Origin of the sequence: Sphingopyxis sp. BSNA05, from assembly GCF_013265645.1 — a bacterium.
Classification (GTDB): Bacteria; Pseudomonadota; Alphaproteobacteria; order Sphingomonadales; family Sphingomonadaceae; genus Parasphingorhabdus.
In genome coordinates this window covers 1-21,159 of sequence record NZ_PYIA01000077.1, presented here as the reverse complement: position 1 = coordinate 21,159, position 21,159 = coordinate 1, and the positions used below count along the sequence as shown (strand labels likewise).

The following is a 21,159-nucleotide window of genomic DNA, read 5'->3' as shown; positions in this document are numbered from 1 at the left end:
CGCGCTCACGGGGCGGTCTCCGACGCCGAACGCTTGATCAGCCGAGCGAGCCACAGGAACAGCAATGCGGCGATAAGATACATGGGCGCTAGCGCGTAATATGCTGCCTGCAGGGCGTGTTCGCCATAGGTCGGGAGGAAGAAGTCACTCGCCATGCCGACATAGGTCGGCCCAAGGCCAAGACCGATGAAATTCATTACGAGGAGCAGAAGCGCCCCCGAGATAACGCGCCGTTCCGGCGCCACCTCGCTCTGGACGAAGGTAACCGTCGCCGAGAGGAAGAAGGAATTGAGGAACATCGGAACTACAAGAAACACCAACGCAACTTCCCAGGTTGGCGCCCAAACGAAGCCCAGAAAAAGGGCAATGCCAGTATAAGCGAAGCCGCAGGCACTGTGGCAAAAGCGGTCTTGCTGCGGCGCGCGAACCGATCGACGATACGGCCTGAGGCATAGATGCCGGCGCTCATCCCGATCCCGACGATCAGCGCATACCAGAGCGCGACGTCCTCCAGGGTCATTCCCTTTTCGCGCATCAGAAACAGTACAGTGAAATTCAACAAGCCATATGTGATGAAATTGCCCGCGCCACTTGCCAGAGATACCATTACAAGTAACGGATTGCGGAAGAATTGCGTGATGGTAGCGACGAACCTTCGGGAGCCACCTCCGACGTTACCGCCACTGGCAGTTCGTCAGCTTCGCCGCGTTTGGGCTCACGGACGGTCAAATAGACTACCAGTGCAGTCACCACACCGATCGCGCCGATCACGTAAAATGGTACGCGCCAGTTGAACGCAGCGGCCAATGACGCGCCAAAAGCAACGCCCAGGGCGGAGCCAATCGGCGGGCCTAAGTTAAAGATCGCCATTGCCGTTGTCCGTCGGTCGCGTGGAAATGAGTCCGAAATGATCGCATAGGATGGTGGGACGCCGCCTGCTTCACCCACGCCCACCATCATGCGTGCGGCAACCAGCTGAGCGTAGCTGCCAGCCATTCCACAGGCGGCCGTTGCGCCACTCCAGATGGCACAGGCCGCGGAGAGGACCTTCACGCGACTGGTACGATCGGCTAGCCAGCCGATCGGAATCGCGATGAAGCAATAAAAAGGGCGAAATAAAAACCAGTGAGCAAACCGAGCTGACCGTCCGTTATGTTCAGTCCGTCCTGGATTGGCTTGGCCAGAATCGAAATCAACTGGCGGTCGAGAAAGTTGAGCACATAGACAAAGCACAACATGCCAAGGGTGATCCTGGCTCCTGCCTTGGACTTGTAGCTCGTATCAGGTGCTGTGGCGGCAATCATGTTCGACACCTGTAACAGTCGCGCAGTAGTTTGGCTTCAATCATGGTCTCGTTCCTCTCCAGTCCACTTATTCTCGGCTCTTGGCCAGCCAGCCGGGTTTTTCCCGCCCGCCCACATATCCCTCCGCGACGCGCTGCTTCAACAAGGCAGGCGGACGGAACCGCTCGCCATAGGCATCGTAGAGGATTTCCTGGACCTGCAGACACAAATCCGATGTCACGATATCCATCATCGCGAACGGACCGACGGGATGGCCGAGGCCAAGGCGGCAGGCGGCGTCAAGATCGGCGGGCGTTGCTACGCCCTCTTCGACCAGCTTGACTGCCTCTATCAGAAGAGCGTGGAGCATCCTGTTGACCGCGAAACCCGCTACGTCCTTGATCCTTATTGGCTGCTTGCCGATGCCGACTAGCACATCCGTCGCCTTGTCAACCACGGCTGCATCGGTGGCGATGCCAGGGATTACCTCGACGAGCTTCATGCGCGAAACCGGCGAAAAATAATGGGTGCCAAGGAAGTATGCGCGGCGCTCGGGCGTCAGAAACCCGGCAAGCGTCGAGATCGGCAGTGTTGAAGTGTTCGACGCGAGGATGCACGTCGGCTGGCAAATTTCTTCCAGCGCTCTCAGGACGGTCGACTTGACATCGATCAATTCATGGACGGCTTCGGTCACCATCTGGCAATCGGCCATTGCAGGAAGGGTTGTAACCGGATGGATTCGCGCCAGTGCTGTCCCCGCGACGGCCGAAGTGTATAACTGCCGCGCCACGCCGTTCTGCAAAATATTGCGCAACCAGTCGATCGCGCCAGCCAGCGCATAATCACTGTGATCATGGATCACGACCTCGTGCCCTGCCAGCGCGAATACCAGTGCGATCTCCGACCCCATAAGGCCTGCTCCGACGACGCCCGCCTTCATGATGCCTGCTCCGACCGCCGATCGATGCCGCTTTCCACGTCCCGCTGCCAGAGTTTCGCCCGCTCGATATACCAGGACAGGATGTCCGGAGTCGCAGTCGCATCCGGGCTGACAACCTTGGCAACAGACCAGCCGGCGAACAGCCGCTTGATCGGCAACTCCTGCTTCTTCCCCGACAGAGTACGCGGTATGCCCGGTGCGGCGATAAGCCGATTAGGCACGAAGCGCGGGGACAGACGGTTGCGGATCGCTGAGGCAATGATTGCCTCCATGGATTTGTCCACATTTTGGCCAGCGACCGGCACGACAAACATGATGAGATCGCTGTCGCCATTCGCATCCTCAACATCGATGATCAATGTGTCCTCGATTTCTGGTAGCTGCTCGACGGCGGCATAGATTTCGGCGGTACCCATGCGCACGCCGTGCCGATTAATAGTCGCGTCGCTACGGCCCGATATAGTGCAGCTGCCGTCTCGGCCGATAGTTAGCCAGTCGCCGTGCCGCCAAACGTCAGGCCATTCGCTGAAATAGGATTCCCGGTACCGGCTGCCATTGTCGTCGTTCCAGAAATAGAGCGGCATGCTGGGAAAAGGCTTGGTGCAGACCAGTTCACCCACTTCGCCGATCACGGGATTTCCACGGTCATCCCATGCCTCGATCGCGGCACCCAGATGGCGACATTGCAGCCGACCCGGCGTATCAAGCAATTCGGGATTACCGGCCATGAAAGCGGCCGCGATTTCGGTTCCGCCGCTTACATTGCACCACCAAATGTCCGGGCGGCCAAGCGCGGCGAATTGCGCCGTCCCCCAGCGTTGTACGTCGCGTGGCAAGGGCGATCCAGTGCTGCCGAGCGCGCGAATGCGCTCCATCCCGTCGATTTCTTCAAGCCCGACCCCCACCTTTCGGCAATTGGAGAAGAAGGCGGCGCCCGCGCCGAACCAAGTAACACCGCTGAGTGCAGCGAACTTCCACAGACAGGTCCAATTTGGATCGGTCTTCGTACCGCTCGGCGAACCATCGAATAGACAGATGGTCGTCCCGCTGAGTAGCCCGCCGACTTGGATATTCCACATGACCCAGCCGCTGGCGCTATACCAGTGGAAGCGGTCTCCCAGAGTGTTCTCCACATAGCTGGGCCCGAGATCGAAATGCAGTCGCCCGGCCGCGGTCGCCAGAATGATGCCCCCATGCCCGTGAACGATCGGCTTGGGCAGACCGGTAGTGCCGCTCGAATACAGGATCCACAGCGGGTGATCGAAAGGCAGCCATTCCGGTGAGAAGGCCGCAACCGCCTCGCCGTCGCGAGCGGTTGCCTCCGCAAAGTCTATGGCGTCCAGCACCTTGCCTTCGCCGCAGCCGCTGGAGATCATAAACAGGGTCTCGATGCACGGTAGTTGCTTTCGGATTTCGGCTACTTCTTCGCTTCGGTCCATCGCCTTGCCTGCGTAGAAGATACCGTCGACGGCGATAAGTGCCTTGGGCGCGGTCTGACGCCACCTGTCCAGCACTGCATTGATACCCATGTCAGGCGAGCAAAGGGTCCACACCGCCCCAAGGCTGGCGCAGGCGAGCAAGCCGACCACCGCCGCTGGGATATTCGGAAGATAGCCTGCAACGCGGTCTCCCGGCTCGATCCCGTGATCACGCAGTTCCAGCGCCAGAGACGCCGTCTGACGCCGTAGCTCTGCCCACCCCAGGGTGATGCTACCGCCGCGTTCGTCCATCGCAATTATCGCGGGTTGACCCATTTCGTCGGCGGCCGCTGCGTGGCGGAACACATGCTGCGCGTAGTTGACCTGTGCCCCATCAAACCAGCACGCGCCAGGCATGACATCTTCGTTCAGCGCAGCGGCGAACGATGTGGGCGTTGCGACACCGTCATAGTCCCAGATGCTGCGCCAGAAGCCCTCAAGATCCTCGACCGACCAACGGTGCAAAGCTTCATAGGTCGCAAATTCCCGACCCTGCGTCGCCTTCAGCCACTCGCGATACAGGCGTATTTGCGGAATCGGTGTCGAAGCGTCCAAGCGGTTCCTTGCAGATGTCATAAAGCAGGGGTCATAAAGAGGTAAACCTTGACTAGTTTTCGTATTCGCGAACGAAGCGGCACGCGCTCAGCAGCCTCTTCGCCGACGAGGACTTAGAATGATGTCCGCAAGCTCATCGCCGCATATCGTCCAATCGGATTATAGGAGCCGCCGATACCGTCTGTGCCCGGAAAGAAGGGCGGCCTCGCATCGAACAGGTCATTGATTTGAACCCCGAGTTCCGTGCCTTCGGCAAAGCCGAGGTCTGGCAACCGAACCGACAGGCGCAGGTCTACAGTGGTGTAGCTCCCGGCCGAATAGAGGCTGGAACCAGTCGGCGTCGCATAGGACGCGGTCACGCCCGACCGATGATTGACGAAGTTGACGAACGTAACGGGACCCGCCGTGACACCCAGTGTGGTTCGAAGGGTAGCACGCGGGATACCGGCTTCGAGCGAGTTGCTTTCCGCCGAGGTTGGCGACAGCTTGTTGCTGTAGTTCAGGATATAGTTGCCGGCGATACCGGCGAAGACGGTGCCGAAACCAGTGGGCTGCCGGTAATTCACATCAAAATCGATTCCGTTGGTCTTGCGTACCCCGAAATTGCCCTGCCGCAGATCCAGTATGTTGCCAATCGTTGGCACCGCAGAAAAAGTGTAGAAGAACGGGACGGTGTCGCCGATCGCATCACTCAGCTGTGCCGCTGTCGGATTGCGGATAACCCGCGAGGAGAAGGTCGGATCGCTAAACAACAATGCGCCGAGGCCCGACGGAGTGCCTATTACATTGTCATACTTGATGTCGTAGAAAGTGACGCTTGCGCTTAAGTTGGGCGCGAACTTTGGTCGCAGATCGGCACCGAGCGACCATGTGCGCGCCGTTTCCGGTGTCAGCGACTGGTTGCCGCCGTATAGGAGGATCGTATTGACCTGTGCAGCACCGCGCGACGGGTCGCGGGCGCGAAAGCATCTACAAGCGCGGCGGCGGAATAGTAGGACCCGACGGTGGAGCCAAGATCCCGAAGACCTGGCGCCCGGAAGGAGTGTCCATAGCTGCCACGCAAACTCACCCCGTCTACCGGTTGCCAGGTAAGGCCGATTTTCGGGTTCGTCGTCGAACCGAAATCACTATAGTGATCATAGCGACCCGATAGCGACAAAGCGAGGCTATAGGCCCCCGGGGTAGCATTACCCGCGCCGAAGATCGGCACGAACAACTCGCCATAGACTGACTTCACGTTGCGCTCGAGGTTTTCGGGGAAACCGACTCCCCCGCTCTGGCCACGCTGCATATAAGTTTCGCGGCGATATTCGGCGCCGACTGCGATCTTGATCTCGCCGCCCGGCAGCTCGGTGAGCGGTCCATCAAGCTTCACCGCGCCAATCCGCGTGCGCTGGCGATTGGTAAAGTCCGTGGGATTGTCCAGGATCGCACCGACAACTGCCGGGTCGGTCCGGAAACCGAACGGGTCGAGCGCGGTCGCCACCGTCGTTCCGGCCGCAGCAGCGGTCAGCGCCGTGGTATTGATGCCCGGCTGGAAGGTGTCGTTCCGTGACCAATTGTAAGAACCATAGACGCTCGCCTGGAAATCGCTGGGAAGGTCGATGTCGATCCCGGCCGATGCGTTGCCCGCGCGCACCCGGAAGGTTTGATCGAAATGGTCGGCGCCGACCAGCCGGTCCGGCCTGAAGTCGAAATATCCGAAAACCGAACCCGTGCCCGGTGGTGCCCTGAAGAAAGGATTGGCGGCGGTGATTAGAACAAAGGTTTGGCCCGGCAAAGCCGCCTGCACAGTATCCTTGCGATCCGAATAGAGGACGTCGGCCCATGCGGTGATGCCGCTCGTGAACTCTTGCCGAAGAGAGACGAGCGCGCTGTGCGTGCGGTTCTGCGGCATGAGATCGACCGGACCTCGCGGGTCGCATGTGTTAATCCCCGGCGCCAGACCCGGCGCAGCGTAGATTGTGCCAGCAAACAGATTGACGTTGGCATCGGCACATACCGTCGACCGCGTATCAATGCCGCCCACCGAGCGAAAGTCGAGCGATCGATAGTCGCGGTCGGCACCCGTAATATTGTTGTTCTGCTGATATTGATAGGCAACGATGACGGAACCGCTATCCCAGTCCTGACCGAAAATGGCACCCGCATTGAGCGCATCATAATCGTCCGCAAAGCCATGCCGAATATTCGCCTCCAGCCCCGAAACGCGCTCGCGTGTGATGAAGTTGATTACGCCGGCGACGGCTTCCGAACCATAGATCGCCGAAGCGCCGTCCGCGATGATCTCGACGCGTTCAAGCGCCAGTTCAGGAATGAGCGGATAATCGGGATTCGTCTGCTGGGTGCTGCCGGAAATAAGACGATGCCCGTTCATCAGCGGCAGGGTTGCGGCGGCAGGGAGGCCCCGAAGGCCCGGAGCGAAGGACCCCAGCCCGCCATTGCTTACCCGCGGAGCGGTATTGAAACTGTTGAGCTGTGGCACAGTTGCGAGCAGTTCGGCAGTGCTCGCCGCGCCGACGAGTTTGGCGTCCTCACGGGAAATACTGATCAGGTCTGATCCGGTAGGCGGGACCCCGCGGATACTGGTGCCGGTCACCACGATCACTTCGTCGGAATTGACGCTGTCCTCCTTGACCTGATCGCTAATATCGGAATCCTGGGCATAAGCGATGACCGGCAAGTTCAACATGGCTGCTGCGAGCGCGGAATGGCATAATAGGCGCGCACGGCACCGCTTGTGAATTGCTTGTATCGACATGATGTTCCTCTCCCAAGTTATAGCGGACGAGACCGCTACCGGACTGTGCCGGCTTGATAACTGGTTTATAATATGACAGACCCCTGCATAAGTGCATTAGCGGACATTTTTGTGTCTTTGACGGACAAACACGATTTGACAAGAGGACGGTGCCATGCCGGGAGGCGACAGCAAGGAAGCAGTGAAGCGAAACGACCGTGCCGGCTTTCCCATGCTCAATCAACAAATCTTTGCGCCGTTTAAGATCGCAGCGGTCATCGACACGATGGCAGGACGTGGCATGACAGCCGAAGCGGTGCTGAATCGGACCGGACTAACCCTGGACGACGTGCGCGATCCCCATACGCTGATCTCTATCAGCCAGTATCTGAACGCCTGCGAAAACATCGTGGCGGCCGGTGCGGAATTCTCCGATGCCTTTGCGATCGGCTCACGACTGCATCTGTCCGCTTACGGCATGTATGGTTATGCCCTGATGTGCTCGCCTACGATGCGCGACTTCTTCGATTTTGCCGTGCGTTACCAGCCGTTAGCTACTCCGACTGTTCGTCTTTCCTGGCGGGTCGAGGGCGATGTCGCGATCTGGCAATTTCGCGAGATCTACCGTGACGTGATGAGCGACGATGTTCGCACCTTTCTCGCTCGACAACAGATGAAGATGACCTTCACACATGTCCGCGATGCTGCCGGCACCGATAACCTACCTATTCGCGCATTGTTTGCCCTGCCGGAAGATGCGTGTGCGGCTGATGATGCCCGTGAACTTTCGTGCACCTGCCTTTATGATGAGACGGCGAACGAGCTCCACTATCCGATCGGCATCCTTGACAGGACACCGGAACTGGGGAACCGGTTGACCAGAACCATGCTGGAGGAGACCTGCGAGCGCCTGATCGGGCAAACGCGCATCTCCTCCGGCCTCTCGGGAGAAGTCTACCAGCTCCTGCTGAGCGCGCCTGGTCAGTTTTCCTCGATGGCGGCAATCGCAGCGCAGCTGGGCTTGCAGGAGCGAACATTCCGCCGCCGCCTTGCGGCCGAAAATGCTAGCTACGGCGCGATCGTCGATGATGTCCGGCGTAAACTGACGATCGAATATCTGCAGACAACTCAGATGAGCGTCGACGATGTTGCCTGGAAGGTGGGCTTCAGCGATAGCGCAAACTTGCGCCGGGCGATCCGGCGTTGGACCAACAAAACAGTAAACGAGATTCGCGCGAACAAATAGAGTGGCGCGGATTGCCGCGCATGAAAAGGCAAGACTACCATTGACCAGAAGAGTTATCCAATCAGATCAACAACTTATTGATCAAAAATCGGAAAAGACGATTTGGTTTTTCTTTTACCCCCAACCTTGCCCCAATACTGGTAACGCTTTGATGGTTCGATGCCCAATGACCTTCGAGCCGGTCGATTTAAAAAACATTTTTCGGAAAAAATGCATATAAAAATGATATTTCATGTGGTAAAACGATTTTTCGGGGGATTTGCTTCTGATAATTAGAAAATCGCACACAGAAATGAAAATTCATGGATTATGAGAAAAAATAAATAATTCAGAACCAAAAATGGTTTTTCGGGAAACTGCGCTTCCTGAAAAAGCGCGCCTTGCCGGCTATAGCGCTTTGATTGATGCACTTGATCTGCAAGTACCTCTACCAGCTACCATGTTTGCCACAAGCGAGCACCACCGTCTTACAAGCAGTGAAGGTTGGCGGATCATGACCGTGCGCCACACACCGGATCAGACGTTAGAAGGGCATCTGGTGTTTGCACTCAAATATGAGGGGCTTGATCTCCATGTCCTGAAAGCCATTTTTACAACTGTCGGCCAGGAACCGATCAAAACGGTTCTGCTGACAACGCGCACCGGATCTTATGCACGGCGGCTCTGGTTTCTATATGAGTGGCTCACCGGCGATGTGATTGATCTCACCGAGCCAGCGGTCACCAACTACGTTCCGGCGGTCGATCCGAAGCTGCAATTTTGCACCAAAGGGGAAAAACTACCGCGTTATCGCGTTCTGAATAATCTTCCGGGCACCCCTGATTTCTGCCCGATGGTGTTTCGAACAGAAAAGCTTGATGGATTCCTGAGCAAGAATTTGGCGGCGATGGCACAAGAGCGCATTGCGCACGTACCAAAGGATGTGCTGGCAAGGACTGCTGCCTTTTTATTGCTCAAAGATTCCAAATCGAGCTATGCTATTGAGGGCGAGCGTCCACCGCAAAATAATATCCAACGCTGGGGTCACGCGATTGGGCAGGCGGGAAAACAAAAGCTAAGTCATGATGAATTCGCGCGGTTGCAAAATATCGTAATTGGTGATGATCGGTTTGTGAGACTTGGCTATCGTATTGAAGGTGGCTTTGTGGGTGAACATGATCGTACCTCCAGTGCGCCGCTGCCTGACCACATCAGCGCAAAACATGAAGATATATCAATGTTGATGGATGGCCTCATTTCCTTTGGCAATGAGCATTCCAAAGAATTGGACGCTGTTGTTGCCTCGGCCATGCTGGCGTTCGGGTTTGTTTATATTCACCCATTTGAGGATGGGAATGGACGTTTGCATCGATATCTTATCCATCACGCGCTGGCACAACGCGGCTTCAATCCGCCAGGTATCGTATTTCCGGTATCGGCTGCGATATTGGAACAAATCGACACGTATCGGAGCGTTTTGGAAACCCATTCTGCAAAGGCATTGCCGTTGATAGCATGGCATGCGACCGACAAAAATAATGTAGAAGTTACAAACGATACGGCTGATCTTTATCGCTTTTTCGATGCCACATCGCACGCAGAATTTTTATATGAATGCGTTGAGCAGACGATTGAAATCGATTTGCCGAAGGAAGCAGAATTTCTGCAAAACTATGATCGCTTCAATGGCGGTGTTCAAGCTATCGTCGATATGCCTGATCGGCTAGTTGATCTGCTCTTCAAGTTTTGCAACAAAATAACGGGCGTTTGTCAGGACGCGCTAGGGCGAAGGAATTTGAGGCACTATCCGCTACCGAAGCTAGGGCAATTGAGAAACTCTATGCGGACAACTTTACTACCTAATAGGACGCAAAATGGCAGCACATGTGGTCACTTCGCTTACCGCACCTGATACGAAAATAACTCGGCAAGCGGATGCATATATATCACGGCAACATAATTTCCTCGCTAGTTATAACAGCCTTGAACATTTTATCTGTGATATGGATGAAGATGAAAATTTGGCTGCAAATGTTGGGCAGGCCCTAGCTCATCATATGCTAAATTTACGCACTGCTTTAGCGCGACTTTTTTGGCGAAATGATATCTATATCGGACGTTCGGTATTGGACGAGTTTGTTTTTCAGATAGCGAAACGGGGGCGTAGTCCAATTCTCCCGCTCGTCTTAGATGAGTTTAGTAAAACCGCAGCCGGGTTGCCTGGGTTTGTGATTTATCCTCTTCACGGCTTTGGTCTTGCAAGGCCGCCAATCATGACAAGCGACCCAAAATTGAAGTCTCTGTACAGTTTCAAGAAACAGGGCTTGTTATTCACGGCTCAATCAAACGATCTTAATGCCGTTTATCACCGTTTGAATCAGATGGTTGATCAGTTGCAAATTCAGAATTCTATCGACTTTACTGATTTGCAGCATCTTCATTCGATGGGTGTGCTCAAATGGTTGACACGTAATCCGTTGGTCATGGTCAAGGTAGCTTCGCACACTGGTGAGTATTACGAAAATCAATTTGTTTACACGCTCAAACTTCGCTTAGGAGCCACGTTAGCGGTGATGCTTTGGGCGCTTGCCGAAGATAGAAATAAGCACCCAAGTGAAATGGAAACGACTGCAAAAATTAACAATTGGCAGACCTTGGACTTTCATCATTATTTGATCGGAGAAACGCGCACTGACCCGAAAGAGCCAATCGAGCTTCGACGCGTCCCAATGAATCTAGCCCCGCTAGATTTGGCGCAGTTATCGGATGTTTCTGTATCGCTAAATACACGAACACTCCAAGATCCGTGGATGCGCAAGCGAAGCAATTCGCTTCAATCTGCTCTGCAAACTGTAGAACGTGCCTATATGAGCCACGTAAACTTAACGTCGGGTCAGGCATCGCTTCGCCGCTTCTATGCGCGGCTGGTCAAATCACTAGATTGGTATCGGCGGTCTTTTGGGTCACGCCAGACACAGCATGAAAGAGCAGTGTCTCTCGCGGTCGCTTTTGAGACAATGCTGACAGACTTTTATGCTGCGGGTACAGCGGATAGGCTGGAGCGGCGCGTTGGAATTTGTTTGAAGGGTTTAATGGGGGTTGCCGACTATAAATCCTCGGTAAAGGCAATGGTATATTTACGAAATGAAATTCTGCACACTGGGCAATCGACTGATGAGTCTGAAATCGTCAAGGCTCAAGCGGCATTTGCACTGTGTTTTATAAAGATCACGTCATTATTGGCGCAATTACCAAGCCGCTCTCAACATCCAATAAAGGACATGCTGAATGACTAAGTTGTGAGATTGCAGACAGCCACCTATTTTTTCGGGATTGCTGAAAATCATATGATGCCGGTTCGTGGTGGAAATCATCGGCGTAGCGGCGAATATCAAAGAGAACTGAGATAATTTCGGATTCAATTGGCCTTCCTCCCGGAGAGGGGCGTTTTCGGTCAAGCCAGTGATCAAGCTGCTTCATCCTATGATACATTGAGCCCGAGACAGCCATACGCAGAGCATGCAATTCACTTGCTCCCCTACAATCGATATACGCGCTCACTGCGGCATAGATTTCCTCGCCCTTCGTTAGCGGCCGATCACTTAGATCGGCATCGCCGCCTTTCTTCAAGCTTTCATCGTTGTACGCATTGTAGAGGCCTTCGTTGATCGCACGGCATAGATTGTCTGCATTTTCCTGCAATCGCTCATCGGTCCAACTATATGCGCTGTTGCCGATAAACAAACTTGGCAGATTAAAATGAGAAAGTACGGCCTTCGGCAGCATTTTTTCAACGCCGATCACGCCCTGTAGTTTATTCATATATTGGTCGACCGAGATATTGTTAAAGGGACTCCCGAGGCTCTCAAGATAGCCTAAATTCTTATCAGTCGCACTATCGCCGGTGTTCCAATATCGCATCTGAAGTACCCTATTCTACTATTTACTGGCAGTATATATCCAAATGGCGCTCAAAAAGCGCCATTTGGATTTTTGCGGGTCTTTGATGCCATAATCAGCAATTCAAGCTTGCGGCGCTTTTGGTCGAGAACATGTTTTATTGTATATGATCACCAAAGCTCGTTTGCTTGGCAACTTCCTGATCGATAAAGACTGCATGATCCATCTGGGATTCGATGGTTCTTGCCCAGATTTCGGAATCTCGTTTGGTTGAGAACGTCTCAGTTTGATAAGGCCAACCGTTGCGACGGATTTGAGCCTGCCAGCAACCAGCAGACTTTTTACGGATAGTAACTATTTGAAAGCACCTTGATATTCTCAGTATACCTGAATTGTACCCGAAAAAAGGTTTGGGAGGTTCTCGCCGGAAACGCTCCTTCTCTAATATTCTGAAAATATTAGAGAAATAATGATGCCGATCCGAGGTCAGCGGATACTGTGGTGGATTGCAGCAACGACTGCTCGTCCTTCGTTCAGCGTCGCTTCGATCATTGACTGAAGATGGCCCGTGGTCGCGCCTCGCGTGCCGACATAACCGGATCGGACCAACTCGACGAATGCCTCGCTGCGCAGGTAATGACCATCTAGCTCCGCGTGGTCGATGCGAAGGCCGCCACGACTTCCCCGCAAGCTACCTTGGCTAAGCATATGTTCCAGGTGGCCAAGGCTGATCACAATGCCCGCCGCGCTCGCTGCCGATTTACGTTTCATCATTTTCATAAAGAAGGCGCCGGGGTGAAGGCGGTACGGTCCCTCCGGATCAAGATCGCACTCGAATTGCCTCATCCGGTTGAGTTCATCTTCAAACTGCCAGTCGATACGGGCCTGCCATCCCTCACCGAGATCGCGGTCACGCTCAAGCATCTTGTACTGGACCATCACTAGCGCACCGCGTCGCTCGTTAAGATAGATGAGATCAACCCCAAGAAGCTGCTCAAGCGGTCGGCGATTGGCTGTATAAATCTCGAGCTCGCCGTCGTGTTTCCTGAATCGTGCCCGCCCTGTCAGATCGCTCTCGTCCATCGTCCACCCAGGCAGCCACCGAGCGTCATGTTCGATTGCCGCGTCCTCAAGAACTCGAACCGAAGCGATCGCGCTTGGGCCGAGAACATTCAACTGATAAGCTTCGCCATCGCCACCAAAGGCTTTTATGGCGAGCTTGATCGCGTCGTGCTGCATTACAACCGCATTTTCGATACGGCCGCGTCCGGCGATCCAAGCGAGGATGCGCCGTAGGACGGCCGCATTGGCCTCATCGGCGGCAAATGCCGCGATCATCGACTGGCCAAGTTGGTTGGAGACAGCTGTGATCTGTTGGGAGGCAGCGCGCAATCGCTCAATCGCTTGTCGCAACGTGGGGGTTTCGACATCGCGCAGCAGGCGATTTAGCGAACTGGGTTCGATTTCATCGACGAAGTCGAACGAAACGCGAGTATCCAGTGATGAGATGGCCTGCCGCGAACGAACGATCCCGATGCGCAAGTGCGACCTACCGACCACAATCAGCGCTAGCGAGCGCGCTTTGGCCGGTCTCGCCGCCGAATGGCGGAAATTGAGAGTGAATCGCGCACCGTGTCTGCGGGTATCTTCTAGGGCCTCCCATGTCTCGCGGTCGACACGGACTAGGATAAGGCTGGTGGCCTACAATTCACGGACTTCACGTTCTTCCATATGTGGCCCCAATTGTCTCGCGCACCCGCAAACGCTCTTAATATCCCGCATCTTCGATCGGCGCATCTCTCGCGGCTGCTGTTTGATGATCGTCTATACAACTATTTTTGGGCCGAAAGCCGTCATTCCGCCTTTGGATGTCATAGCGTCGGAAGCCAACTCCATGCCACCTGTGGCCAGTTAATTGCGCTCCTTAACTAAAACCCTTTTAAGGCGAGGATGCAAAGTAGTCTAGATCAGCTAAATAGCTTCTATGCCTAACAATTCTGGCCTGATCTCAGGGCAATAGCAACCTCCGCACAATATGTGGGTTTTTGCAAATTTATTCACTTTCTTGGTGAGAATGGTACAGTGCGGTCGAAGCGAGGGTAAATGACGGAAAAAGATGTACCAAGAGCGCTGATGGCGAAGCTGCGCCTGCGGTTAAACCGAACGAAGGGGCCGCGCCTGCCGAAAAGATGGACGCACCCACGATACTACGCCTCAAGATTGAGCGCTTTCGCGGCATTGAATCACTAGTTTGGCTGCCAGATACACATGTGAATGTTATTCTCGGTGGTGGAGACCATGGAAAAACCACCATTCTTGATGCGATTGGTCTGTTGCTCAGCCCAACTAACACCATGACCATTTCCGATACGGACTACTGGAAGCGCGACCCTGAGCAGGAGTTTATCATCGAGGCGGTTTTGAAGTTGCTGCCAGCTACCGGTATCAACGAACAGAAAAGGCCCACTTGGCCGTGGGAGTGGGACGGCGAGAATACAATGATTCCCGATCCCGACGACGAGGAGGGCGGGAAGCCTGAGGTCTATGTGGTCCGTGTTCGCGGGACAGCGGATTGCGATCTTGTTTATGAAATCTGCCAACCGAATGGTGATTTCGATCATTTCTCCGTCGGCCTGCGCCGTAATATCGGTCTCGTAAAACTCGCCGGTGACGACCGCAATGACCGGGATTTGCGGCTAATCCGCGGCGCGGCGCTTGATCGTCTTCTCGCCGACAAATCGCTGCGCGCCAGACTCGCCAAGGAGATTGGCGAAAATAACGTCGAAGAAAAGCTCGCTGCCCCTTCAAGGGAACGACTCGTGAACCTCGACAAGCAGTTTGGCGAGCAAGCCTTGCCGACAAAGCTGGGACTTGGTCTTGTGGGCGGACAGGAGTTCTCGCTCAACGCGTTGATCGGCCTGACAGCTGAGAAACACAATGTACGGTTGCCGCTCAGCAGTTGGGGCTCCGGCACCCGCCGTCTTGCCGCATTGGAGATCGCGGCGGCCAATCAAAGCGAACTTCCAATTACTATTGTCGATGAGGTTGAACGGGGTTTGGAGCCGTATCGCCAACGCGTACTGATGAAGGAGTTGATGGAAGCGCCCTCGCAGGCATTCGTCACGACGCATAGCGCTGCCGCTATCAACGCTGCTACCACGGCGAGCCTTTGGTATCTTAGTGGCGAACGGAAAATCGGCAAACTTGCCGACGCTACTACGCATCATCTGGCGAAAGACCCTGAAGCCTTTCTGTCGCGGATCGCCATCGTCGCCGAAGGCGCGACCGAGGTCGGCTTTGTTCGCTTCCTGATTTTGAAAGCTGTGACCAAAATCCCCACCGATTACGGCATTTGCGTAACGGACGGTGGCGGCAATGATTCTACGTTGAAGTTGCTCGAAAGCCTCGCAAGAAGTGGGCTAAAATTCTCCGGCTTCGCGGACGACGAGGGGCGCGATCCGCAACGTTGGGCGACATTGAAGGCGTCATTGAACGACCTGCTGCTGCGCTGGCCCGCTGGATGCTTAGAAGAAAATGTCATCGCGCATATCGTCGACGGCGATCTTGAAGCGTTCATTCCCGACATCGATGGCGAAGCAGGCGCGCGTTTGCGAACGTTGGCGGACCGCCTCAACATTGCCGACAAATCTTTCGCGGCTATCGTTGCGGCGGCCGGCGACGCGGCAGGTGTTCGTAAACTCATCATTGAAGCCGCAACCGGCTTCGTTCCCGCAGACACTGCCGAGGACAAGAAAAAGGCTTTCAAGAGCCACGGCAAGACTTGGTTCAAAACGGTGGCAGGCGGTTTCGAACTCGGGTCGAAAATGCTGCAATTTGATGTTTGGCCCAAACTTGAAGGTCAGCTTCTTCCGTTCCTCAATGCGATCCGGCAATCGGTGGATTTGCCGGTGATTGCCGAATTGCCCGATGAGTGATTATACCGTCGCAGCCGCATTAAGATCCGCCGCCGCGCTGGTCGTCATCGAGGCGCCGGGCGGTTGTGGCAAAACCCATCAAGGCTCCCATTACGCGTCCGATGCTGCCGCCGCTTCCGAAAACCGCGTTCTTATCCTCACCCATACCCATGCCGCTTGCGACGTCTTCGCCAAGCGGACTATCGCTTCGCAAAGCAAGGTCGAAATCCGCACGATCGACAGCCTCATTGGTCAGATCGCATCCGCTTATCATGCCACGCTCGGCCTTCCGGCTGACGTCGCGATATGGTGTAGAACAAACAACGATGGTTATCAGGAGGTAGCCATAAAAGTGGCTTACTTACTCGAAAAAAGCCGATGATCGCTGCGGCACTTGCGCGGCGCTATCCTCTTATCATTTGCGATGAGCATCAGGATGCAACCGTTCCTCAAGAACAGATCATTCTCGCACTCCACAGGGCAGGAGCTCATCTTCGCATCTTCGCTGACCCCATGCAGCGGATTTTTAGCAGTAGCCGCCAAGCGATCATTGACGCCGAAATCAAACGATGGACAGACCTGAAAGAGCAGGCCGCAAAGTTCGAGGAACTGGACACCCCCCATCGCTGGGCGAATACCAACCCGGCGCTAGGGAATTGGATTCTTGAGGCTCGCGCGACGTTGCGGGACGGTGGTCAGATCGATTTGACTGGTGTGCTGCCCAATGGTTTGCACATCATCCGCGCCGACAACGTCGCGCGCGCGCACGGCCAGTATCAGCTAACCAACCAGCAACGTGGACCACTGAATCAACGGATGCAGCCCCTGAACTCCGTGCTGATTGTTGCTGCGCACAACAGCACGGTCTCTTCTCTTCGCGCATTCTTCAATCGGTCGATACCAATTTGGGAAGGACACACGCGCGATGCGCTGGACGACCTATGCAACGGCGTCCGCGTTCATAGCGGCAATGCCCTGGAGATCGGTAAGATAGCCGTCAACTTTGTGAACGGCGTAGCAATCGGGTTCACTGCGAGTGGCTACAGCCGCCAATTGTTGGAGGAAATCGGACAGGGATGCACGAAGGCTCGCACGAGAAAACCCGCAACAATTCAGGCACTCGGTCGCATCATCTTGGACGAACCGAACCATTGCGGCATCGGTAAATTTCTGACCACGTTGCGGGCGCTGACCAAGGAAGATGCTGCGTTTGCATCCATCAAGATCGACCATAGCCGCGAGTTTAATGATGCCGTGCATCTTGGCCGTTTCGATGATGCCGACGAGGGGTTGGCCGAGATCGCCCGTCGCCGCGCCCATGCGCGCGCGCCGATCCCGGCTAAAGCGGTAAGCACCATTCACAAGGCGAAAGGATTAGAATTTCCCCACGTGATCATGGCCGCATGCGACCGCAATCATTTCAGCGACAGCAAGGCCGCGCGAGCGAGGATGTATGTCGGTCTAAGCCGCGCGACGGAAAGCCTCACCCTATTGGTGTCGCACAACGACCCCACGTCCTTATTACGGACATGAACCAGCCAGCTGTATCGACTTATACCGACCAGCAACTTCTAGGCGTTGTCCAAAAGTTGCAGATCGCGATTGAGAAATGGGCCACGCGTCATGAACTTTGGTTCGATTGCGGCTTCAAGTCTTACGCTGAGCATGTCGATGGCGAACCGCTCGCACCGGTCGCGACTATCATGCATTTCGAGGGTTCGTTCGGGAACATGCTCGATGGCTATTACGACGACCTCGAATCGGATTTCAGGCAACTGCTGGAAGAGCACGGCTTTTGGTACGAGCGCGAAAACAATGTGAGCATCCATATCTACCCATTGGACGAGGGGCCGTTGTTCAATTCTTTTCGCGACTTTGTGCGCTGGCAATGGATTTGCGGGCTACTCCGGCCCGATGTCGCGGACGTGTTCGAGGAGATATACGCCCACTTCGCCAACCGGCCCGACGATCTTCACCGTCTGCACTGGCGCGAGTTTGAAATCTTGCTCTTTCGAGTTTTTCAGAATCAAGGCTTTCAGGCTGAGCTTGGCTCAGGCAGCGGCGATGGCGGCATCGATATCCGACTTTTGCAACGCGATCCACTCGGCGACATGATGACCTTGGTGCAGGCTAAGAAATACGCTCCCAAGCGAAAAATAGGCCTCGAAGCGGTCGCCGCTCTGCACGGGGTTGCAGCGGTGGAGGGAGCTCAAAAAGGCCTTTTTGTAACCACGTCGTCTTATTTACCAGTCGCCCAGAAATTTGCTGGCAGAACTTCCGGTAAGATCGAACTGACCAATTCGAAAGACGTCGTGCGCTGGTGCGGCGATGCCGCCGACGGCATCATACGGGACAAATCTTCTCTAGTTTCCCTGAGTCATGTGTCCAAAATTCTGGGAAGTTTGAGCCCCCGGGATATGCGAATCGTGCACGCTCACTCTGGCATGCTCAATTCCTTCGCTTTGGTGCTGAAAGAAACCAAATACGCCGCCCTGCTTATGGTATTGCCACGATTGACGGTTTCGCATGACGGCTACGGTCAGGAAGGCACCGAAGCCCCCAGACTGGATGAGACGGCTTTGCCAATGCTGAATGCCGAGACTGTGTTCCGCGCGAAGCGTTGGGTCGATGAGCGCGGCGAAGTTCGGTATTGGGATGGCAACCATCTTTACACGCGATGGAGCGGGCAGCCTGAGCATTTTAGCTTGCTCGATTGACATCCTCGCCTTCGCCAAACGGGCTGTCCGAAACGCCTAATTCGACCATGATAAAGCGACGAGCCAGTCGCCGCATTACATCGGCCGCGTTATGTAGCCGCCGCTGTTCCATCGTGTCGTCAGGGTCAGACGGGCGATTGGGACTCACGTGTGCCACCGCGACACGGCAAGCCGCATAGATATAGGTCTCGGATGTTTCACCGCCGCAAGCTGCCATAAAGTCCGCGATGCCGTGCTGGTCGTATGAATCATCTAAAATGGGCGGCAGATTGTCAGCCACCCATTTCGATGACGCCGGGTAACCCTTGTGATGGATTTCAATGATCTTGTAATAGTTGAGCACTGCGTAGCTGATCATGAAGTTTTGTTCGGCATTTCGTGCTTCGCGATACAGCGCGAGTGCACGTCGCACTTCGTCGGAGTCCGAAATTTTCCGGTCGAATATCCAATGATCTGCTGTTGTAAATGCCAGATTTCGTTTCGGCACGGCCACGGGCACTGGATTGCCGGCCCAACCATCCTGCGCGATTGCAAACTGGTCGTCACACCACGTTAACAGGCTGAGGAAGCGATTGATGACGGTCATCGCTTGTTCCATCGTGAGCTGGTTTGCGTTTAGATCAACATGGATCGATTGCACATTCTCTTTCGTCTTCGGCATCAGCACAAACTTGTAGCGGTCGAATTCGATCAGCATTTCTTCACGCGGCCAAGTGACTTGATTGTCGACGCCAATGTTCAGATACGAGGATGATGCAGTGGCACCTAGCCGCGCGCGACGAACATTTTCGGCATCTTCTTTATCATATTCAGACCCGTCGCCGATAGGCGGAGGTGGATGCGCGCGGGCATCGGAAACAGCACGCGCCAATTTATCAAAAAAGCGGCGATTGAATACCAGTTCGCGGCCTATTTCCGCGTTGCGCGTTTCAGAGTCGAACTGATGCTCCATACCGGCTTGGAGGAGGGACGTCGCTTCTTCCCGAATGAACGATAACACCCGTCGCGTTCCGTTCTCGTCAAGGGTTATCGTCGCTATGCCGTTGCTGTTGGTTCCGATTTCTGCGGCCGACAACCTTACGGCAACGATTTTCATACGAGTGCCCTCATCCTTCAGGAGAAAAGCCAGGGCATCGATCAGTGTAGATGCACCACCGAAGGCGTCGGTTTTGCCGCCGACTGGGCTCAAACGCTCAATAACTGAACAAACATGCCCCGCCCAATTCGGCCTGCTGGCAACCAACCCAAGCACAGCAGCAACGATATGCTTGTCGGTCAACGCTCGACTTCGGTTCTCCCGTCCGCGCGGCAGCCAGTTGTATCCACGAAGCGATCCAAATCGCTGTTCCATTTCGAGCGCGCCGTCGGGTGTAACATCACTGCCTTGGGACAGTCGTGTTAGGGCATCGCTAAGTTGTTTTGCGAGCATGACATCTGCATTGCCGAGTTGATTGAGAAAGCAAGCTATAAATGAGCGTCACTTATCGCTGTGGCTGGAACCAATGTCGGCTTTCGGGACCGCACTGGAATTGGCGCAACGATCTATATTGAGCCCAAAGCTGCCGTTCAAACAGCCATTGAACAAAAGCTGCCTTCAAGCAAGCGACGGCACCTGAAACGGCCAAATTGCGGCATTTCTCAGGATTGATGCCAGCCGGGTAGTGAGGCCGATGGCGCTGCAATCCAAGCAATTCCGCCTATCTCCACCCCAACCGACGGCGGTGCTTTTATCTTGCCAGCCAAGTCCTTCCACGCCCGAAATCATCGAACCTACTCGTCGCCACTCTATCCTGCGCCAACGCCCGAAAAGGTGCGCTGACTGTAAATGCCCGCAGATGCCGAATGATTGCGGAAAATAAACATTGCGATTGTTGAAGCGAACGCGTTTGGATCTGGCGTTCAGCAGTTATCGTGCTGCAACGGTTCGGCTGACATTGTGCAAAGCGGATGCAGCGGATCTGAAAGTCTCAAGCAGCGCGTTTCGACAACGGATTGCTGCCCAACGGTTTCATTAAGGGGAGGAATCTTTGTCCCGTTGCACTTGTCCGCAACATAAATCTGTCCGTTGTCCACCTTCACGGTGTCAAACAGTCCGCTAGCGCAAAACAGCACCGGAAAGGTTTTTGCGCGACAATTTCGTGGAGCAATCGGCGCTTGTCGCCGTGCTAGACACTTGCTTCGAGCTTGGCGATGCGCTCAGTACAAATTGTGTGAACGACGCGGCCGAGTTCCTCAACACAGGCTCCCAGCCAAGCCAGCTCTTCCTCGCTGATGCGGTAATGCTTCGAGTAGCGCGCCTTCACATATGCTTCTTTCAGCTTCTCGAACCGCGCGCGATCCGGACGAAGTTCGCGCGGCCAGCAGTCAACCAAGCGCATATCAAGACGTTCGGCCTGCGTTCGTAGAA

General features: G+C 54.9%; 18 protein-coding genes and 1 pseudogene. 7 read left to right on the top strand and 12 right to left on the bottom strand.

The window, feature by feature from the left end:
- Nucleotides 1-5 precede the first annotated feature (5 nt).
- From C8024_RS21355 to C8024_RS08600, 8 genes are all read right to left on the bottom strand, one after another.
- Entirely contained in the window at nucleotides 6-299 is a 294-nt protein-coding gene (locus C8024_RS21355; RefSeq protein WP_254305735.1) for a hypothetical protein, read from the bottom strand.
- A gap of 5 nt (nucleotides 300-304) precedes the next feature.
- Nucleotides 305-607 carry a hypothetical protein gene (locus C8024_RS21350; RefSeq protein WP_254305734.1) on the bottom strand — a complete coding sequence of 101 codons (303 nt, stop codon included), beginning with the start codon at nucleotides 605-607 and terminating at the stop codon, nucleotides 305-307.
- The gene (locus C8024_RS21345; RefSeq protein WP_367947235.1) at nucleotides 607-1,053 is read right to left on the bottom strand and encodes an MFS transporter; all 447 of its coding nucleotides are present in this window, start codon (nucleotides 1,051-1,053) and stop codon (nucleotides 607-609) included. Before C8024_RS21345 ends, C8024_RS21350 begins: the two co-directional genes overlap by 1 nt.
- Nucleotides 1,054-1,070: 17 nt before the next feature.
- Nucleotides 1,071-1,304, bottom strand: a complete 234-nt coding sequence (locus tag C8024_RS21340) for a hypothetical protein (RefSeq protein WP_254305733.1) — start codon at nucleotides 1,302-1,304, stop codon at nucleotides 1,071-1,073.
- A gap of 67 nt (nucleotides 1,305-1,371) precedes the next feature.
- On the bottom strand, nucleotides 1,372-2,223 hold the full coding sequence (locus C8024_RS08610) for a 3-hydroxyacyl-CoA dehydrogenase family protein (protein WP_173204144.1): 852 nt from the start codon (nucleotides 2,221-2,223) through the stop codon (nucleotides 1,372-1,374).
- Entirely contained in the window at nucleotides 2,220-4,256 is a 2,037-nt protein-coding gene (locus C8024_RS08605) for an acetoacetate--CoA ligase (protein WP_254305732.1), read from the bottom strand. The genes C8024_RS08610 and C8024_RS08605 overlap by 4 nt, the downstream gene beginning before the upstream one ends.
- Nucleotides 4,257-4,369: 113 nt before the next feature.
- Nucleotides 4,370-5,149 (bottom strand): TonB-dependent receptor, encoded by a 780-nt coding sequence (locus C8024_RS20165; protein WP_217272111.1) that lies wholly within the window; start codon nucleotides 5,147-5,149, stop codon nucleotides 4,370-4,372.
- Nucleotides 5,146-6,948 (bottom strand): TonB-dependent siderophore receptor, encoded by a 1,803-nt coding sequence (locus C8024_RS08600; protein ID WP_217272096.1) that lies wholly within the window; start codon nucleotides 6,946-6,948, stop codon nucleotides 5,146-5,148. Before C8024_RS08600 ends, C8024_RS20165 begins: the two co-directional genes overlap by 4 nt.
- 223 nt (nucleotides 6,949-7,171) lie before the next feature.
- Between C8024_RS08600 and C8024_RS08595 the strand changes: the two genes are divergently transcribed.
- The 3 genes from C8024_RS08595 to C8024_RS08585 all read left to right on the top strand — a co-directional run bounded on the left by C8024_RS08595 (nucleotide 7,172) and on the right by C8024_RS08585 (nucleotide 11,517).
- A complete protein-coding gene (locus tag C8024_RS08595; protein ID WP_173204141.1) occupies nucleotides 7,172-8,242 on the top strand; it encodes an AraC family transcriptional regulator in 1,071 nt (356 codons plus the stop codon).
- A gap of 340 nt (nucleotides 8,243-8,582) precedes the next feature.
- Nucleotides 8,583-10,133: a Fic family protein gene (locus tag C8024_RS08590; protein ID WP_217272095.1), complete on the top strand. Its 1,551-nt coding sequence runs from the start codon at nucleotides 8,583-8,585 to the stop codon at nucleotides 10,131-10,133.
- Nucleotides 10,096-11,517 (top strand): HEPN domain-containing protein, encoded by a 1,422-nt coding sequence (locus C8024_RS08585; protein ID WP_173204138.1) that lies wholly within the window; start codon nucleotides 10,096-10,098, stop codon nucleotides 11,515-11,517. The genes C8024_RS08590 and C8024_RS08585 overlap by 38 nt, the downstream gene beginning before the upstream one ends.
- Here the strand turns inward: C8024_RS08585 and C8024_RS08580 are convergent.
- On the bottom strand, nucleotides 11,450-12,142 hold the full coding sequence (locus C8024_RS08580) for a hypothetical protein (RefSeq protein ID WP_217272094.1): 693 nt from the start codon (nucleotides 12,140-12,142) through the stop codon (nucleotides 11,450-11,452). The genes C8024_RS08585 and C8024_RS08580 overlap by 68 nt on opposite strands.
- A 465-nt stretch (nucleotides 12,143-12,607) precedes the next feature.
- Entirely contained in the window at nucleotides 12,608-13,663 is a 1,056-nt protein-coding gene (locus C8024_RS08575; protein WP_173204134.1) for a hypothetical protein, read from the bottom strand.
- Between the two features lie 647 nt (nucleotides 13,664-14,310).
- Here C8024_RS08575 and C8024_RS08570 point away from each other — a divergent pair.
- Genes C8024_RS08570 through C8024_RS08555 form a run of 4 tightly spaced genes read left to right on the top strand, consistent with a single transcriptional unit; the run spans nucleotide 14,311 to nucleotide 18,752 of the window.
- On the top strand, nucleotides 14,311-16,056 hold the full coding sequence (locus C8024_RS08570; RefSeq protein WP_173204132.1) for an ATP-dependent endonuclease: 1,746 nt from the start codon (nucleotides 14,311-14,313) through the stop codon (nucleotides 16,054-16,056).
- A complete protein-coding gene (locus tag C8024_RS08565; RefSeq protein WP_173204130.1) occupies nucleotides 16,049-16,417 on the top strand; it encodes an AAA family ATPase in 369 nt (122 codons plus the stop codon). Before C8024_RS08570 ends, C8024_RS08565 begins: the two co-directional genes overlap by 8 nt.
- Nucleotides 16,414-17,568: an ATP-binding domain-containing protein gene (locus C8024_RS08560; RefSeq protein ID WP_173204128.1), complete on the top strand. Its 1,155-nt coding sequence runs from the start codon at nucleotides 16,414-16,416 to the stop codon at nucleotides 17,566-17,568. Before C8024_RS08565 ends, C8024_RS08560 begins: the two co-directional genes overlap by 4 nt.
- Nucleotides 17,565-18,752, top strand: a complete 1,188-nt coding sequence (locus C8024_RS08555; protein WP_173204126.1) for a restriction endonuclease — start codon at nucleotides 17,565-17,567, stop codon at nucleotides 18,750-18,752. Before C8024_RS08560 ends, C8024_RS08555 begins: the two co-directional genes overlap by 4 nt.
- Here the strand turns inward: C8024_RS08555 and mauJ are convergent.
- Together mauJ and C8024_RS08545 are read right to left on the bottom strand one after the other, a co-directional pair.
- Nucleotides 18,736-20,181: a methylamine utilization protein MauJ gene (mauJ, locus tag C8024_RS08550; RefSeq protein ID WP_173204124.1), complete on the bottom strand. Its 1,446-nt coding sequence runs from the start codon at nucleotides 20,179-20,181 to the stop codon at nucleotides 18,736-18,738. The genes C8024_RS08555 and mauJ overlap by 17 nt on opposite strands.
- Before the next feature lie 736 nt (nucleotides 20,182-20,917).
- Nucleotides 20,918-21,159 (bottom strand): annotated as a pseudogene (locus tag C8024_RS08545) (nucleotidyltransferase); the annotation flags it as partial.

Coding starts and splice junctions, on each gene's coding strand:
- C8024_RS21355 (WP_254305735.1), bottom strand. CDS start 299: ATGTTCCTCAATTCCTTCTTCCTCTCGGCGACGGTTACCTTCGTCCAG.
- C8024_RS21350 (WP_254305734.1), bottom strand. CDS start 607: ATGGTATCTCTGGCAAGTGGCGCGGGCAATTTCATCACATATGGCTTG.
- C8024_RS21340 (WP_254305733.1), bottom strand. CDS start 1,304: ATGATTGCCGCCACAGCACCTGATACGAGCTACAAGTCCAAGGCAGGA.
- C8024_RS08610 (WP_173204144.1), bottom strand. CDS start 2,223: ATGAAGGCGGGCGTCGTCGGAGCAGGCCTTATGGGGTCGGAGATCGCA.
- C8024_RS08600 (WP_217272096.1), bottom strand. CDS start 6,948: ATGTTGAACTTGCCGGTCATCGCTTATGCCCAGGATTCCGATATTAGC.
- C8024_RS08595 (WP_173204141.1), top strand. CDS start 7,172: ATGCCGGGAGGCGACAGCAAGGAAGCAGTGAAGCGAAACGACCGTGCC.
- C8024_RS08590 (WP_217272095.1), top strand. CDS start 8,583: ATGGTTTTTCGGGAAACTGCGCTTCCTGAAAAAGCGCGCCTTGCCGGC.
- C8024_RS08585 (WP_173204138.1), top strand. CDS start 10,096: ATGGCAGCACATGTGGTCACTTCGCTTACCGCACCTGATACGAAAATA.
- C8024_RS08580 (WP_217272094.1), bottom strand. CDS start 12,142: ATGCGATATTGGAACACCGGCGATAGTGCGACTGATAAGAATTTAGGC.
- C8024_RS08570 (WP_173204132.1), top strand. CDS start 14,311: ATGGACGCACCCACGATACTACGCCTCAAGATTGAGCGCTTTCGCGGC.
- C8024_RS08565 (WP_173204130.1), top strand. CDS start 16,049: ATGAGTGATTATACCGTCGCAGCCGCATTAAGATCCGCCGCCGCGCTG.
- C8024_RS08560 (WP_173204128.1), top strand. CDS start 16,414: ATGATCGCTGCGGCACTTGCGCGGCGCTATCCTCTTATCATTTGCGAT.
- C8024_RS08555 (WP_173204126.1), top strand. CDS start 17,565: ATGAACCAGCCAGCTGTATCGACTTATACCGACCAGCAACTTCTAGGC.
- mauJ (WP_173204124.1), bottom strand. CDS start 20,181: ATGCTCGCAAAACAACTTAGCGATGCCCTAACACGACTGTCCCAAGGC.